The organism is Kribbella jiaozuonensis (genome assembly GCF_005233875.1).
Lineage (GTDB): Bacteria > Actinomycetota > Actinomycetes > Propionibacteriales > Kribbellaceae > Kribbella > Kribbella jiaozuonensis.
The window spans coordinates 78,826-93,715 of the sequence record NZ_SZPZ01000008.1 but is presented as its reverse complement, the minus strand read 5'-3'; the positions used below and the strand labels follow the sequence as shown (position 1 = coordinate 93,715).

Annotated in this window: 16 protein-coding genes; 8 read left to right on the top strand and 8 right to left on the bottom strand. The window is 68.6% G+C overall.

The features are described 5' to 3' along the window. The first annotated feature begins 96 nt into the window (after nucleotides 1-96). Both FDA38_RS41750 and FDA38_RS41745 read left to right on the top strand, forming a co-directional pair. A complete protein-coding gene (locus tag FDA38_RS41750; protein ID WP_170989984.1) occupies nucleotides 97-399 on the top strand; it encodes a putative quinol monooxygenase in 303 nt (100 codons plus the stop codon). Continuing rightward, complete coding sequence (locus FDA38_RS41745) at nucleotides 396-1,145, top strand: isocitrate lyase/PEP mutase family protein (RefSeq protein WP_137258571.1); 750 nt, start codon at nucleotides 396-398, stop codon at nucleotides 1,143-1,145. The genes FDA38_RS41750 and FDA38_RS41745 overlap by 4 nt, the downstream gene beginning before the upstream one ends. On the opposite strand, the gene FDA38_RS41740 is transcribed toward FDA38_RS41745, so the two are convergent. Beyond that, nucleotides 1,124-2,380, bottom strand: a complete 1,257-nt coding sequence (locus tag FDA38_RS41740) for an AlkA N-terminal domain-containing protein (RefSeq protein WP_137258570.1) — start codon at nucleotides 2,378-2,380, stop codon at nucleotides 1,124-1,126. The two genes, FDA38_RS41745 and FDA38_RS41740, sit on opposite strands and share 22 nt — an antisense overlap. 111 nt (nucleotides 2,381-2,491) lie before the next feature. Here FDA38_RS41740 and FDA38_RS41735 point away from each other — a divergent pair, with 111 nt between their 5' ends. From FDA38_RS41735 to FDA38_RS41725, 3 genes are read left to right on the top strand one after another with little or no spacing between them, the layout of a single operon-like run. Then, a complete protein-coding gene (locus tag FDA38_RS41735) occupies nucleotides 2,492-3,001 on the top strand; it encodes an AAA family ATPase (RefSeq protein WP_233715120.1) in 510 nt (169 codons plus the stop codon). A gap of 33 nt (nucleotides 3,002-3,034) precedes the next feature. Beyond that, the gene (locus tag FDA38_RS41730) at nucleotides 3,035-3,718 is read left to right on the top strand and encodes an RraA family protein (protein ID WP_137258569.1); all 684 of its coding nucleotides are present in this window, start codon (nucleotides 3,035-3,037) and stop codon (nucleotides 3,716-3,718) included. Beyond that, nucleotides 3,715-4,587: an aldo/keto reductase gene (locus FDA38_RS41725; protein ID WP_137258568.1), complete on the top strand. Its 873-nt coding sequence runs from the start codon at nucleotides 3,715-3,717 to the stop codon at nucleotides 4,585-4,587. The genes FDA38_RS41730 and FDA38_RS41725 overlap by 4 nt, the downstream gene beginning before the upstream one ends. On the opposite strand, the gene FDA38_RS41720 is transcribed toward FDA38_RS41725, so the two are convergent. Next, nucleotides 4,588-5,475 (bottom strand): LLM class flavin-dependent oxidoreductase, encoded by an 888-nt coding sequence (locus FDA38_RS41720; protein WP_137258567.1) that lies wholly within the window; start codon nucleotides 5,473-5,475, stop codon nucleotides 4,588-4,590. It abuts the gene before it with no gap. A 93-nt stretch (nucleotides 5,476-5,568) separates the two neighbouring features. On the opposite strand from FDA38_RS41720, the gene FDA38_RS41715 reads away from it, so the two are divergent. Further along, entirely contained in the window at nucleotides 5,569-5,991 is a 423-nt protein-coding gene (locus FDA38_RS41715) for a MarR family winged helix-turn-helix transcriptional regulator (RefSeq protein WP_137258566.1), read from the top strand. Beyond that, complete coding sequence (locus FDA38_RS41710) at nucleotides 5,988-6,683, top strand: alpha/beta fold hydrolase (RefSeq protein ID WP_137258565.1); 696 nt, start codon at nucleotides 5,988-5,990, stop codon at nucleotides 6,681-6,683. Before FDA38_RS41715 ends, FDA38_RS41710 begins: the two co-directional genes overlap by 4 nt. On the opposite strand, the gene FDA38_RS41705 is transcribed toward FDA38_RS41710, so the two are convergent. The 4 genes from FDA38_RS41705 to FDA38_RS41690 form a co-directional block, all read right to left on the bottom strand. After that, complete coding sequence (locus FDA38_RS41705) at nucleotides 6,655-8,247, bottom strand: purple acid phosphatase family protein (RefSeq protein WP_137258564.1); 1,593 nt, start codon at nucleotides 8,245-8,247, stop codon at nucleotides 6,655-6,657. The two genes, FDA38_RS41710 and FDA38_RS41705, sit on opposite strands and share 29 nt — an antisense overlap. Nucleotides 8,248-8,289: 42 nt before the next feature. Beyond that, entirely contained in the window at nucleotides 8,290-8,808 is a 519-nt protein-coding gene (locus tag FDA38_RS41700) for a YciI family protein (protein WP_137258563.1), read from the bottom strand. Then, the gene (locus FDA38_RS41695; protein ID WP_137258562.1) at nucleotides 8,805-9,893 is read right to left on the bottom strand and encodes a hypothetical protein; all 1,089 of its coding nucleotides are present in this window, start codon (nucleotides 9,891-9,893) and stop codon (nucleotides 8,805-8,807) included. Before FDA38_RS41695 ends, FDA38_RS41700 begins: the two co-directional genes overlap by 4 nt. Before the next feature lie 133 nt (nucleotides 9,894-10,026). Then, nucleotides 10,027-13,437 (bottom strand): phosphodiester glycosidase family protein, encoded by a 3,411-nt coding sequence (locus tag FDA38_RS41690; RefSeq protein WP_170989983.1) that lies wholly within the window; start codon nucleotides 13,435-13,437, stop codon nucleotides 10,027-10,029. Nucleotides 13,438-13,643: 206 nt separating this feature from the next. Here FDA38_RS41690 and FDA38_RS41685 point away from each other — a divergent pair, with 206 nt between their 5' ends. Then, nucleotides 13,644-14,132: an SRPBCC family protein gene (locus FDA38_RS41685; protein WP_202878000.1), complete on the top strand. Its 489-nt coding sequence runs from the start codon at nucleotides 13,644-13,646 to the stop codon at nucleotides 14,130-14,132. A gap of 6 nt (nucleotides 14,133-14,138) precedes the next feature. Here the strand turns inward: FDA38_RS41685 and FDA38_RS41680 are convergent, their stop codons facing one another. Together FDA38_RS41680 and FDA38_RS41675 are read right to left on the bottom strand one after the other, a co-directional pair. Beyond that, the gene (locus tag FDA38_RS41680; RefSeq protein WP_137258559.1) at nucleotides 14,139-14,480 is read right to left on the bottom strand and encodes a YciI family protein; all 342 of its coding nucleotides are present in this window, start codon (nucleotides 14,478-14,480) and stop codon (nucleotides 14,139-14,141) included. Between the two features lie 104 nt (nucleotides 14,481-14,584). Continuing rightward, complete coding sequence (locus FDA38_RS41675; protein ID WP_137258558.1) at nucleotides 14,585-14,860, bottom strand: YggT family protein; 276 nt, start codon at nucleotides 14,858-14,860, stop codon at nucleotides 14,585-14,587. Nucleotides 14,861-14,890: the final 30 nt, after the last annotated feature.

The following is a 14,890-nucleotide window of genomic DNA, read 5'->3' as shown; positions in this document are numbered from 1 at the left end:
ATATCGTCTTGAGATACGAGACGACGTACATGACCGAATATGGCCAGACCAGCGGCCCGCCGGCGGGCGAATCTTGAGGAACAAAACCTCAGGAGGATGCAGATGCTGGCAAAGGTGTTTCCGATCAAGCTGAAGGACGGCAACCAGGCCGCGGCCGAGGCGATCGTGCAGGAGTTCGGGCCGAAGGGGCCGGGCACGGAGGAGGGCACGCTGTCGTTCCGCGTGTACCGCGACCCGGCGAAGCCCGACTACCTGTTGTTCGTCGAGCACTTCGCGGACCAGGCGGCGTACGACGCGCACACCGGGTCGTCGGCGTACAAGGAACTGATCGCCGGGCGGTTCGCGGACCTGATCGTCGAGTTCGTCGAGATCGACCACGAGCTGCTGGTCAGCCTGTGAGCACGCAGAACGAGTTGGCACGGCAGTTGCGTTCGCTGCACGAGCAGCCGCCGCTGGTGCTGCCGAACGCGTGGGACGCGGGTTCGGCACGGGCGATCGAGGCCGCGGGCGCGAAGGCGATCGCGACGACGAGCGCGGGTGTCGCCTGGGCGCATGGTGTCGATGACGCGGGCGGGCTCGATCAATCGTCCGCGGTCGTGGCGCTGCGGTTGATCTGTGCGGCGGTCTCGGTGCCGGTGACGGCGGATATCGAGGCCGGGTACGGCGATGTCGCGGGCACAGTGGCCGGCGTACTCGAGGCCGGCGTCGTCGGCGTGAATCTCGAGGACAGTACTGGGCGGGTGGTTGATGATGCGCTGGTGCACGTCGAGCGGATCAAGGCGGCGCGCGCGGCGGCTGTTGCCGCAGGCATCGAACTGGTGATCAACGCGCGGACGGACACCTATCTGTTCGGCGACAAGACCGGGACACTCGAACGCGCGAAGATGTACGCCGATGCGGGCGCCGACGTCCTGTTCGTACCCGGTGTGGTGGACGCGGCGACGATCGCGGAACTGGTCGAGGGGTCACCGCTGCCGCTCAACGTGATGGTCGGCCCGGGCGCTCCGTCGGTCGGTGAACTCGCGAAACTCGGCGTCGCCCGGATCAGCGTCGGCCCGGCGATCACGGGTGCGGCCTACGCGCTGGCCACGGCTGCGGCGAAGGAACTCCTGAACGCCGGCACCTACAACTCGTTGACCAGTTGATAGACGGCGGCGAGCGAGCGCCACGGGCGGAGGCGCTCGCTCGCGCCCGGCAGCGGCCAGGCGTCGCGGGCACCGAGGCGGAGCGCGACCTCTTCCGCCGCACGCTTGCGCATCACTCGCGCCAACGTCTTCACCTCACCATCGAGAACAATGTTGCCATCAGCAACCTCTCGCGCGAGCGGCCCGACCAGCTCCGCGTCTGCCAGGGCTGCCGGTCCGGGGAACGCGTGAGTCAGCCCATGAGCGAGCCCCGGCACAGGTACGCCGTACACCTCGACGAGCTTGTGAAGCGCATCGGTCGCGTCTTCCGGCGGCAACTGATCCCGCACTACCGCCGAAACAGCAACCTCGAACGGCCCCCACGCACCGGGCACCCGAACCCCCGGCCGAGCCGCAACCAACGGCCCGAACTCCGGATCCGCCGCCAGGTGCTCACGAGCACGCACCGGCTCACAGTCCAGACCGACCAAACACGCGGCCCGGTCCACGACATGCATGACGCCTTCCCAGTACGGAAGGTGCGCTCGCAGGATCAGATGATCATCGCCACCCTGACCCACCTCCAGCACCCCGGGCTCACCGTCGAGTGAGATCGTCCGCCGATAGACACCGCCCTCGACCGATTCCACTCCTGGGATCGCGCGCGATCGCAGGAACGCGCACATCGCCTCCCAGTCGTACGGCGGCGTGAACGGCAACCGCAGCACCAATCCCCCGTCGGCGGCCAAGCGATCGCCGCGACGCCGCCGGTCGCGGAGCTCGCGCGGTGACGCCCGGAAGATCTCGCGCATCGCCCGGTTGAACTGCCGCAGGCTGCCGAAGCCCGACGCGAACGCAATGTCCGCGATGCTGAGGTCGGTGTCGTCCAGCAACCGCCGCGCGAAATGCGCCCGCCGCGACCGCGCGAACTGGTCCGGCGTGACACCGAGGTGCTCGTTGAACATTCGCCGCAGATGCCGCGCGGACACCCCGAGCCGCTCCCCTAGCGCCTCCTCCCCGGACTCGTCCAGCAGACCGGTGATGATCAACTGCACCGCACGACAGACCAACTCGGGCGCCTCGTCGGCAACCGTCCCCGCCACCCGGTACGGACGGCAGCGCAGGCAGGCGCGATATCCGGCCGCCTCCGCGGCGGCGGGCAGCTCGAAGGTGCTCACGTTCTCCGCGAGCGGCTTGGCCCCACAACCGGGCCGGCAGTAGATGCCGGTCGTCCGAACAGCGGAGTACGTCGTCACGCATCCAACGCTAATCACGCCCACCGACAGTTCCTGACCTCGGTTTTACACCGCGCGCCGACCGTCACCGATAAGGTACGGCGAGTGCATTCCAAACCTATGCTTGTCGTGGTGAGCGGTCCGCCCGGAACCGGGAAGACCACTCTGGCGCACCGGATCGCGACCGCGATCGGCTGCCCGGCGATCTGCCGCGACGAGATCAAGGAAGGCATGGCGCACGCGACACCGGGATTCGTCCCTGGTCCCGGTGACCCGCTCACGATGCGGACACTGTCGACGTTCTTCGACGTGATCGGTCTGCTGGTCGGCCGCGGTACGACGGTGGTCGCGGAGGCGGCGTTCCAGGACCGGCTGTGGAACCCCGGGCTGACGCCGCTGCTCGGCCGCGCTGACATCCGGATCGTGCACTGCGAGGTGCCGGCCGAGGTCGCACTGGCGCGGATCAACGCCCGTACCACCTCGGATCCGCGCCGCTCGGCGCACGAGGACGCGCAGATCAGCCCGGACGCCCGGCTGCGGACGCACAACTCCTTCCAGCCGGTCGATCTGCCGGTCCCGTCCATCACCGTCGACACCACCCGTGAGCCGTCTCTCGACGAGATCCTTGCCTTCCTGTCCTAAGGTCGATCCCGGATCGATCGAGAGGGGCTGGGGATGCTGGAGCGGTTTGCGGCGTTGACGACGGCGCATGTTGCCGATGCGTGTGTGCGGGCTGGTGTGCCGGTGCGGACGGTGTCGTTGACGGCGGTTGTCGGTGAGCGGGTCGCGGGGCGGGTGTTGCCGGCTCAGCATGTGGGCAGCGTGGACGTGTTCCTGGAGGCGTTCGAGTCCGCGGCGGCGGGCGACGTACTCGTCGTGGACAACGGCGGCCGGCGGGACGAGGCCTGTGTCGGCGATCTGGTCGCGCTGGAGGCTGCAGCTGCCGGGATCGCGGGGATCGTGATCTGGGGACTGCACCGGGACACGGTCGACATCACCGCGATCGGGATGCCGGTGTTCAGCCTGGGTGCGTTGCCGACCGGCCCGTTGCGGCTCGACCCGCAGCCCGACGATGCGTTGTCCAAGGCAACGATCGGCGAGTGGACGGTGACGCGGGACGACGTCGTACTCGCGGATGAGGACGGCGCGATCTTCGTACCGGCGGATCGGGTGGAGGACCTGTTCGGGCTGGCGGAATCGATCCGCGACACCGAGCATCGGCAGGCGGACGAGATCCGGGCCGGGCGGTCGTTGCGGGAGCAGGTGCGGTTCGCGGAGTTCCTGACCGCGCGAGCGGCTGATCCGTCGCTGACGTTCCGGCAACATCTTCGTGCGGTGAGAGGAGCGATCGAGGAATGAGCGCAGGGACCTGGCAGTTGGGCGACGTGACCGTGAACCGGGTGGGCTTCGGCGCCATGCGGATCACGGCGAACCCGGACCGGTCGGTCGCGATCGCGGTACTGCGTCGCGCGGTCGAGCTCGGCGTGAACCACATCGACACGGCCGCGTTCTACGCGTCGCCGGGTGGGACCCTGCGAGTGGGTGAGGGCGAGAAGCGGCACGCGAACGAGCTGATCCGCGAAGCGTTGGCGCCGTACCCGGACGGGCTTGTCATCACGACCAAGGTCGGACCGGGTGAGGATGCCGAGCGCGGGTTCTACAACGCGACGACGGCCGCCGAACTGCGGGAGCAGGTGGAGATGAACCTGCGGCAGCTCGGCGTCGACACCCTCGACGTGGTCAACCTGCGGATCATGAAGAAGCCCGGCGACGACTCGATCACCGAACGCTTCGGCTGGCTCGCCGCCCTCCGCGACGAAGGCCTGATCCGGCAGCTCGGCGTGTCGAACGTCCGGCTCGACCATGTCGAGGAAGCGCTCGCGATCGCGCCGGTGGTCTGCGTACAGAACAGCTACTCCGTCGATCTACGCGGCGACGAGGACGAACTGATCGGCTTCTGCGCGGACCGGGGTATCGCCTACGTCCCGTTCTTCGCCATCGCCGGCTCGTCGCGCGAGGGTGGCGCGACCGCCGACCACTCCGCAGCCATCGAGAAGATCGCCATCACCCACAACGTCACCCCGCAACAGGTCCGCCTCGCCTGGACCCTCCACCACTCCCCGAACATCCTCGCCATCCCCGGCACCGGCAACCCCGCCCACCTGGAGCAGAACATCGCGGCGGGCGGTCTGGAGTTGAGCGCCGAGGAGCTCGCGAGCCTGGGCTGATCAGACCGAGGCTGCGGCGCGGACGGCGGGGACGATCTCCTGGGACCAGCGGGTCAGCTGGACGTCGTACGGGTCGGTGCCTCGGGGGAAGAGGGTGAAGCCGGCGGCATTGTGGTTGAGGATGGCGTCGGTGAGCTCTTCGATCCACTGCGCCGGTGAGCCGCCGATCCAGCGACCCTCTTCGTCTCGGGTTCGAGGGAGTGGGGTAGCGGTGATCGCGCCGGGGAAGTTGTAGACGGTCGCGATGTCGGACGGTTTGCGGCCGACCGCGAGCGCGGCCTCGTCGATGACCGGGCGGGCCTGGAGGTAGCCGTCGCTCAGCCAGTCCGCAGCGTGGCCGGGGATCCACCCGTCGGCGTGCCGACCGGTCGCCGCGAGCGACTTGCGGCCTTTGGAGCCGGTCCAGATCAAGGGCGCTGGTACGGCGGCCGGCCGGAGCGCGCCGATCGGGTAGTGCTTGGTCGGCTCCGGGTGCCCGCCGTCGGACATCGAATGCACCAACTGCATGGCTTCCTCGAACGCTTCGACCGCCTCGGCGGGACGCAGCTCCGGCACGCCCATCGTGGTGATCCGGTCCCACGCGCCACCGGCGCCGAGACCCAGCACGAATCGCCCGCCGGACAAGGCCGACAGCGACGTCGCCGTACGGGCAAGAACCGGCGCGGGCCGCAGCGGCAGGTTGGTCACGTTGACGAACGCGGACAGGCGCTCGGTCCGGCCGAGGATGAACGCGATCGCGGCGTACCCCTCGAGCAGGTCGGGGACGTACGGGTGGTCCGACAGGCTGACGTGGTCGAGGCCGTCGCGATCCGCCTGCGCGGCCAGCCGCAGAATCGCATCCACATCGCGCAGGTGGTCGGGTGAGCCGTAACCGAAACGCACAGTCATGTCGTCGCCTCTCAGATAGTTCGAACACCTAAACAGTAGCACCACGAACTATCGTGCCTACGAACTATCCGGCCACCGGACTACCATGGGGTCATGGTGACGACGACGGCTCGGGATTCGGACCTCGCGAGTGCGCTGGTCCAGACGATGCACCGGCTGCAGGACCTGCACGCCGAGACCAGCCGGCCGCTCGGCCTGACCCCGCAGCAGGCTCATCTGCTCTGCGTCCTGATCACCGGCCCGCTCGGCATGACCGAGCTCAGCCGCATCCTGAGCATCGAGCGCTCCAGCCTGACGAGCATGGTCGACCGCCTCGAACGCCGCGACCTCGTCGCCCGCGTCGCCAACCCCGCCGACCGCCGCGCCTGCCGCATCGAGCTCACCCCCGCCGGCAAGGACCTGGCGCACCAATGTCACGACGCGGTCGTCGACCGCATCGCGACCTTGACCGGAGACCTCCCGGCCGCCACCCGCACAACCCTCACCACGGCCCTGAAGTCGATCCTCACCCAGTGACCTACCAGTTCGCCGACCACGCCGGCGCCCGCATCGCCTACCGAGCAAGCGGTTCCGGCCCGGCCGTCGTACTGATCAAGAACAACCGCCGACCGTCCGACTTCCCGATCGCCGATTGGCTCGCCCAACGATTCCGGGTCCTGCAGATCCACCCGGTCGGCTTCGGCGCCAGCGACCGCCCGAACGCCTACGACTTCGGCAACATCGGCGACCAGGTCCTCAAGGTGCTGGACCGCGAGGGCATCGACCAGTTCGCCGTCTGGGGTTTCTCACAGCCGGCCTGCATGTCCGCGATCGCCGCCCGGTCGACGGATCGCGCGACTGCGCTCGTCATGGGCGGTGTCCCGCCGATCGGCTTTCCGGCCGACGGAGAAATGCGCCGGATGGAACGCGAGCCACGGCTCCCCCGACCCGCGCTGGAGTTCTGGCGGAGCTATCGCTCGTACGACTGGCACCACGAGCTCCGGCTCTACCCGGGCGCGAAGATCGCGTACCTCGGCACCGAGGACCCAGCGATCCGTCGCTTTCGCAGGCTCAAGCCCGTCCTGGAAGGCATTGGCTTCACGTACCTCGAGTTCGCGGGCCTGACCCATTCCACCTGCGGGTTGGGCGACGCGTCGGCCGATGGTCGGCGCGTCGCCCAGGCCGTCGTGGACTGCCTGATCAGCCGCGGCGCGGTCGCTTCAGAGTGAACGACTCGAACTCCGACAGCTCACCGCCAGGCCCGAGTACGTCGTAGTACGTGACCGCCATCGTGGTCTGACCGCCGGGGTGACCGGGGTCGACCGTGAACGCAGCAAAGCCGTACGGGTGGGCGGCGTTGCGCGAGGCGGACCAGGGGGCCGGCTCGGTGACGTAGACCGGCGGACGCTTGCCGGTGGTCGGATCCGGTGCGCCGACCGAGGTGATGACGCGGCAGGCCGGCGGGTTGAAGAGCACGCCGTTCGAGCCCACCGACGTACCGCCGCCACCGATGACCATGTGGACGGTGCCCTTCGACGTGTCGACGACATCGGTCCGCGTTGCGGCCGGGATCGGGGTCAGTGTCTGGTTGGGCTGCTGGCCGCGGATCGGGTGCGAGCGCTCGTAGTGGTGCTCGTGCCCGCAGACCACGAGATCGACGCCGTACTTGTCGAACAGCGGCACCCATTCCTGCCGGATGCCGAGGTCGGCGCCGTTGGCCTGGTCCGCGCTGCTGACCACGACCTGGTGCATGCAGACCACGATCCAGTCGATGTCGCGATTCGCATTCGTTGCCTTGAGCTCCTTTTCCAGCCAGGCCTTCTGCGCGCCGCCGGAGTACCCGCGGACGTAGCTGTTGCCGCCGTCCTGGTAGCAGACGTCGTCGTTCGCCAGGCTGATCACGCGCACCGAGCCGACCGTGAACGCGTACCAGAGTCCGCGCGTCACGTCCGTCTGACCGGTCTGGCGCGGCAGCGAGAAGTACGTCTGGTACGCCTCGTAGCCGATCGGGCCGTTGCCGAGCTCGTTCTCGTGGTTGCCGGCCGACGGCATCCACGGGCGGTTGCGTGCGCTGCGGGTGTTGTTCTCCCAGAAGTCGTTCCAGGTCCGCACGCGATCGTCGGCCAGGTTCGCGTAGCAGAGATCGCCGTTGAACAGGTGGAACAGCGGACGGACCCGCTCGACCCCGGCAGTGACGTCGCCCGCGGCCGGCGAGCCGAGGTTGTCGTTCACGAACGGCGGGTTCGGGATCGTCACACCGGGCGGCGGTACGTACCGCTTGCCCAGGGTCGGCGTGCCCTGGTCACCGAAACTGGTGAAGGTGAACTTGGCCCGGCCCTTCGGCGCGGTGTGGAACGTCCCGAACTCGGCCTCGGCCCCTTCGTGTACGGCGGCGTACACGTACTCGTTGTTCGCCCGCAGCCGGCTGATCCGGGCGTGGTGGACGTACACGTTCTGCCCGGACTTGGCGTCGGTGTAGCTGGTGCTGACCGCGGTCACGGTCCGCTCGAAGTCCCCGTCCGGACCACCGAGCAGGACGCGCGGCCGTCGTACCGGCTGGCGACTGTGCCAGGAGACGACGACCTCCGACGCCGCGTCGGCGCCGAACTGCAGATGCAGGCCGCCGACCCGGGGTGTGGTGACCGGGTCGGCGGCAGGCGCGGACTGCAGGACCGGAGCGGCCTGGGCGGGCGCTGCGGTTGTCAGCAGGGCCCCGCCGGTGACGACCGCGGCAGACGCGAGAATTCCACGCCGTGAGAAGTGCGACTCGAACAGCTCTTCGTCATCGATCACACTGTCACGCTGAGCGCCCCAGATGAATCCGGGGCCAATTCACTACCGCCTGCCGCCGAACTCCCAGGGATGTACCTCGGCGTCCGCGGCCTGCAGCAACTCGGCCGCAGCTGCCGCGTCGGGCGCTTCGACCAGACCCGCTCGCCCTACGTGTACGTCGCCGTCGAGCAGGTCGCCGTACACGATCAGGTGGTCCGACGTCAGCGGTCGCGGGCCGTCCTTGGTGAGGACGAGGTAGCGGCCCAGGCCCTCGACGGCGGTCGTGAACTCCCACATCGTGCGGCCGGTGTGGTTGTGGAAGCGGTACAGCTCGACCGTGTCGAACGCGCCGCCGAGGTAGTACGGCTCGTCGTACGCGAAGGTCTTCAGGGCCTCGTCGTCCGGGAGGTCGACGATGTGCAGGCTGCCGGTCGACTCCTCCCGGTCCTCGGTGAGGGTCGGGCCGCGGGCGATCAGCTCCTCGGCGTACCGGTCCATGAAGGCCCAGTGCTCCTCCGTCAGCCGCCCCTTCAGGTCGCCGGTGCCGGCCCGATCGCGGCCGTGGACGAAGTACTGCGTCACTGGCCGGCCAGGTGCAGACGCAGGATCGTGTCGTAGTCGACGATCTCCACCCCGACCGCGGGCACCACCGTCTCCTGGCTCGGGACGATCAGCAGCTGCCGCGGGTCGGTCACCTCGACGTCGTACTTCGACTTCACCTGCGAGCGGTTGTCCGCGGTGCCGAAGTACTCCGCGTACTGCTCGAGCTCGGCGGCGCTCTCGAGGATCGGCGTACGGAACGAGCGACGACGCTTCTTGCCGTTGACCACATCGACGACCGGGAGCTCGAGGCGACCGACGATGTGACGGCCGTCGGCGCGCTCGAGGATGAAGTCGGGCTGCAGGTCGTCGTCGAGCGACGGCTGGCGGAGCAACCGGGTCGCGCCGAACGTCGACAGCAGGATGCTCTCGTGCTTCTCGAGGAACTCGTCGACGGTCGCGTCCTGCAGACCGTGCGCGAGGTACGTGCTGTCGAACGCGTCCGCCTTCAGCTCGGCCGGGTCGACCGGCAGGCTGATCGTGCCGATCGGGTCGAGGTGCGGCTGCGAGTTGGAGTAGTTGCGCAGGAAGTCCAGGTACTTGTCGACCGGCTCCGAGCGGTGGATCGCCAGCGCGAAGAACACCCAGTGCGCGCGCAGCGAGTCGCCGGTGCCGTGCACGAGCAGCGTCCGGTCGAAGGTCGAGTAGTTGCCCGGCGCGAACCGCAGCAGCTCGTCCGCGGGGCCGACCACCTCGGTGCCGAGCATGTTCGCCGCCGTCGGGAACCGCTTGTCCAGCGACTGCCGGCCCTGCTCGGTCGCGATCGTCGCGTCCTTGAACCAGTTCTGCCCTTCGAGGTTCGCGACCACGGTGCCTTCGCCGACTCCGAAGTACTCCTCGACGCTCGCCCGCTTCTGCCGCCGTACTTCGGGGCTGCGGTACTCACGGCTCAGTCCGACCAGTTCGAGGATGTTCCAGTCCGGCGTCTCGGTCAGCACCATCATCCGCGGGAACAGCATCGGCCCGGCCAGCTCACCCCGGTGGCTCACCGGCAGGTGCCCGGCCGCCTCCTTCAGGTGCTCCCCCCAGAACTGTGCGTTCACCTTGACGAACTCAGTGGGTTTCATTGCTCTCCTCGCTCGGACACTCCGTCATAACCGACAACTCCCGCCCAAGCAGACCCTATTCCCCACCGGCGTGGCGCACAGGCCGAGGCCCGGCCGGGGGCGTTCCCGGCCGGGCCTCGACGAACCGCGTGGATCAGCCGCGACCGACCGTGATCGTCGCCGAGGTCGTGACCGGCGCCAGCGATGCGTCGTCGGTGTACGGGCGCATCGAGTCGTTCGTGACCGACACCGTGACGGTGCCCGGACGCAGAGCGGTCAGAGTGCGGGTCGCCGGATCCAGTACGGCGACCTTCCCGGCATACCGCGCCTTCTTGATCGCCTCGGAACCGGACCCGATGGCGAGGCCCGACGAGCCGCTCCAGTGCACCGACATCGGGTAGCGCAGCGGTACGACGCGGGTACCGGCGCCGACGCCCTCCGGCTGGACGATGCTGCCGCTGAGCTGGGTGGACGTTCCGGCCTTCAGCGAGGTCGGCGCGGTGAGCGTGATCGACTGCGCGAACGCCCTTACGTCGGCCTCGAGCCACTGCTGGTCGGCCGGCTTGTGTGCGTCGATCGACCAGTCGACCCATCCGGTGAAGCCGCCGCGGTCCGGCGTACCGTACGGGTCCTTGCCGGAGGACGGGAGCACCGTGTACGGCACGCCCTCGACGCGGTGCACGTTGGCGACCTGCGCGTGCGAGCCGACCATCGCGGCGCCCTTGTCGGTCTTGCCGCGGAAGTCGGTCAGCATCTTCTCGATCAGCGCGACCTCGTCGCGGTCACCGAGCTGGCTGGACTTGGTCTCCTCCGGGTCGTCGACCGGGTGGTGCGCGAAGACCATGACGTTGTGGATCGACCGGTCGTGCGCGGCGCTGTCGAGCGCCGTCTTCAGCATCGGGAGCTGGTCCCAGTCCGACGCACGAAGGCTGCCGAGCGAGCTGGCGAGCAGGATGAAGCGGGTGCCCTTGTGGTCGAACGTCCGGTACGGCTGGCCGAACTCCTTGGTGAAGTTGGTCAGGTCCTGCTGGACGTTGTTGAGCCCGTACGACTCGTGGTTACCCGGCACGTAGTAGCACGGGACGGTTGAGCCCTTGGGGTTCGGCGTGCTGTTCGGCGGCGGCTCGTGGCCGACCGGGATCAGGTCGCAGCCCGCATCGGTGAGCACCTTGCGCGCGAGCGTCAGGTCCTCCGGCAGACCGCGGTCGGTGATGTCGCCGTTCAGGACCACGAGGTCCGGGTGGGTCTTGCGGATCCGGGCGAGGGCCGCCGTCGCGACCTGCGACAGGGCCGGGTTGTCGGCGGTGAACTGGACGTCCGACAGCGTCGCGAACTTCCAGGTGTCATGACCGCCGGCCAGACTGCCGTCGGTCGAGACGAGCGGATCGGCGACGAGGTCGGGCTGGGCCGGGAGGTCGACCGACGTCGGTACGTCGGCCTCGAACCGGTCGAGCACGAACGTGCCGGCCTTCTGCTGGGCGACCGCGGTGTTGATCCCCTGGAACGACGAGATCGAGATCGGGTACACCGTGTTGGCCGGCAGCGTCCAGGTGACGTTCTGGTAGTCCGGGCCTGCCTTGAGTCCGGTGCCGTACACGCCGAGGGACTTGCCGTTCCCGTCGATGAGACCGACGTAGTCGAGGCCGCTCGGTACGTCGATGCTCGACTTGATCCGCAGCCGGAGCCGCAACGGCTGGCCGGGGACCTGGATCCGGTTGGCGGCGCCGTTGGCCGAGATGCCGACGTTCCGCATCGCGGGGAAGTCGATGCGCAATCCGTCCGGGTCGACCGAGCGGGTCGTGGCCGCCGTACTGTTGTTGTTCCATCGCGCGAGGACGTCGTCGTCGAACTCGTACAGGACCTTGGTCTGCACGCCGACCGTGATGGGCAGCTTCACCGACTGGCCCGCGGCCGAGATCGTGAGGATCGTGCCGGCGTTGGTGAGCGGGGTGATCTTCAGCTTGCCGTCGACGGACTGCACGTCGACGACGCTGTGGTCGTAGTCCAGCTTCAGGTCCCGCGGGTCGACCGGCGCCGTGTAGCCCTGGTCGTCGCGGCCGGTGACGGCGACGCTCACGGCGTCGGCCGCGGTCGCGTCCGCGATCGACAACTTGGCGGTCGACGGCTTCAGGCTCTTCAGCGGCCCGAGTACGTCGACCTGCTGTGCCGCGTGGGTCTTGCCGTACGTCGTACTGACCGTGATCGGACCGTGTGATCCGGCGGTGAGCGAGCCGTCCTTGATGCTGCCGCCCTTCGCCTTCCACACCAGCTTCTTCGGGTCCGGCGTGACCGGGGTCAGGTGGTTGTCGACCGCCTTCACGGCGAGCCGGCGGTGCATTCCCGGGAAGACCTTGATGCCGCCGTCGGCCGCGGCCTGACCTGCGCCGGGCTTCAGCAGGAGCTGGTCGACCTTGCCGTCACCCCGGCTGACGAAGACGCCGACGCCGTTGGGGTCGTTGCGCTCCTGGCCGTCCGACGGGTTGTTACGGACCGAGACGCCGTCCTCGCCGAGAGCGCGGGCGACCATCGTGGTCGAGCCGCCGCCGTCGAGGTTGACGGCGGTCTCCACGCCGCGGGCCGCGAGTTCCTGGGCCTCACGGTCGATGCCGATACCGCCCTTGCCGGTGCCGCCCGGGCCGTCCCAGGTGGCGAGCACGAGGGTCCGGCCGCCGTTCTTGAAGCCGAGCGCCGTACGCGGGGCGATGGAGGTGTCGAGGCCGGGGACGACCTGGCCTTTATTCACGATCGTGCCGCCCTGGCCGAGGGCGAACTTCATCGTCTTGGCAACGTCGTTGGCGAGTGCGTAGTGCAGCGTCAGCGCATCGCCCGGCTGCAGCGCCCGGAGCGCGGTCGCCGATGCGTCGCGGCCGACGAGGTAGAAGCCGTCCGCCGGGATCGGGCCGGAGCCGGCCGTCGGGCTGACGCTCACGACCTTGCCGTTCTGGACAAGCACTTCGGCGAGGTCGGTGACGCCGGCGAATCCGCGGGCGCGGCTGTATTCGCCCCAGGCCGGGGTGTAGGCGACCAGACCGTTCGCCGGTACGCCGCCACCGTTGGCAGCGTTGAGGGTCAGGACCTTGTGGTCGGTGCCGGCGAACGTCGCGGTCGCGTCCACGGCCAGGTCGACCAACTGCGCGATGCCGTCCTTGCTCACCCCGACGTGCTGGCGGCCGCCGGCGTCGGCGGACTTGATCAGCTGACCGTTCTGGACCTCGCCACCGAGCGCAGCGTTGCTGTTGCCGATGTCGAAGAACTCGCCGTTGACGCCCGCGACCGCTCCGGCCTTGTTGGCGGAAACGCTCAGCGGGCCGCCCGAAGCGACCGGGCCAGAGGTGAGCAGGTCGGTGCTGACGGCTTTGTCAGCGAGATCGATGCTGAGGTACTGCGCGTCGACCCAACCACGCTGGTCGACGCTCTTCACGTGATTGAGCGCGATGCCGGGCCCGACGAGTTCGGTCGTGTTGACCAGGGCGAGACCCCCGGCCGGCGCGTCGGCGGCGTACCCGAGAGCCGGGAGGGACCACAGGGATGCGGCGGCCGCGGCGGCCACCATCCCTGTCGCCAAGCGATGACGAGATTTCACCGTTGACCTGTGCTTTCTGAAGGCGCGATGGCAGGAGCTGCCACTCTTCACCTGCTCGACAACGGTTCGGTTAACCGTTGACGACGCCATCAGGTCAACATGTAGGCCAGTTACCGCTCGACCACGCGCTGGTACTTCCGCCGCCGCCGCGAAGTCGGCAGTCTGTACCGGTGGCCAATACTGAGGTTTTGGGAAGTCTGCGTTCAGCGGACGGTCAGGGAATCGTGCACATCGAGAACCGGTTCCGCGCCGGCATCGACGATCTGTGGTCGGCCTTCACCGATCCCAGCCGGCTGGCCCAGTGGCTGGGCGACTTCGAGGGTGACCTCGAGCTTGGCGGCAGCTACCAGGCGCACTTCTTCTCCAGCGGTGCGAACGTCACCGGCCGGGTCGAGGCCTGCGAGCCACCGCGCCACTTCACGGTGGCGAACAAGGGCGCGCAGGCCTCGAACGAGCAGGTCGTCGATGCTGTCCTGACCGCCGACGGGGACGACACCATCCTCGTGCTCGAGCAACGCGGCCTCCGCCTGGACTGGATCGCCGCGTTCGCCGCCGGCCTCCAGATCCACCTAGAGGACCTGGCCTCCCACCTCGCCGGCGGCGGCCGGTGCGACTCCGACGCCCGCATGAGCGAACTCATCCCGGCGTACGAAGCCGTCCCGATCGACGGTCGCTAACCTCGGCTACTTGAAGCGGCGTACTTCGTGGGGCCAACCGCAGGCCTCCGCGACCTTGCCCGCCCACATCTTGGCGGTCTCGTCGTCGGGCACGTCGACCACGGCGAACCCGCCCAGGAACTCCTTGGACTCGACGTACGGCCCGTCGGTGATCAGCACCTCGCCACTGGTCGGGTCGGCCGCGTAGATCGGGCCGTCCTCCTCTTCCAGTCCCCCGGCGAACACGTACACCCCGGCCGTCTTCATGTCCTCCACAACCGCCTTGGCCAGCGGCCCGCGCCCGCGGAACCACTCCTCGGTGTGGTCACCCACCCACTGCTGGTTGAAGTACATGAGGTACTCAGGCATGCCTGCTCCTTAGCTAGGGCGGACCCCACGCCCGCCTCCACCCACGCTACGAACACCAAGACCCGATTCCGACACAACCAGCAAAAGTTTCTACAAAGCCGCTCCTACAAGCTGAACGCGATCGACCGCAAGATCAGCGCCGCGAAGAACACCGCCGTAAACGCCAGATCAAGCGCAAACCCCCCGGCCCGCACCGGCCGCAACCGCCGCCGCACCGGCGCAATCACCGGCTCGGTCCAAGCATGCGTAACCGCCCGCAACCGCCCAGCCCACTGCGGGCCGTTGGCCAACACCCCTGTCCAGTCCAACACCATCCGCACAATCAACAAGAGGATGAACGCCGACAAGACATACCCAATAAGGTCACCGATGAGGCTCATACCCAACTCCTCCAACACGACCAATCCAGC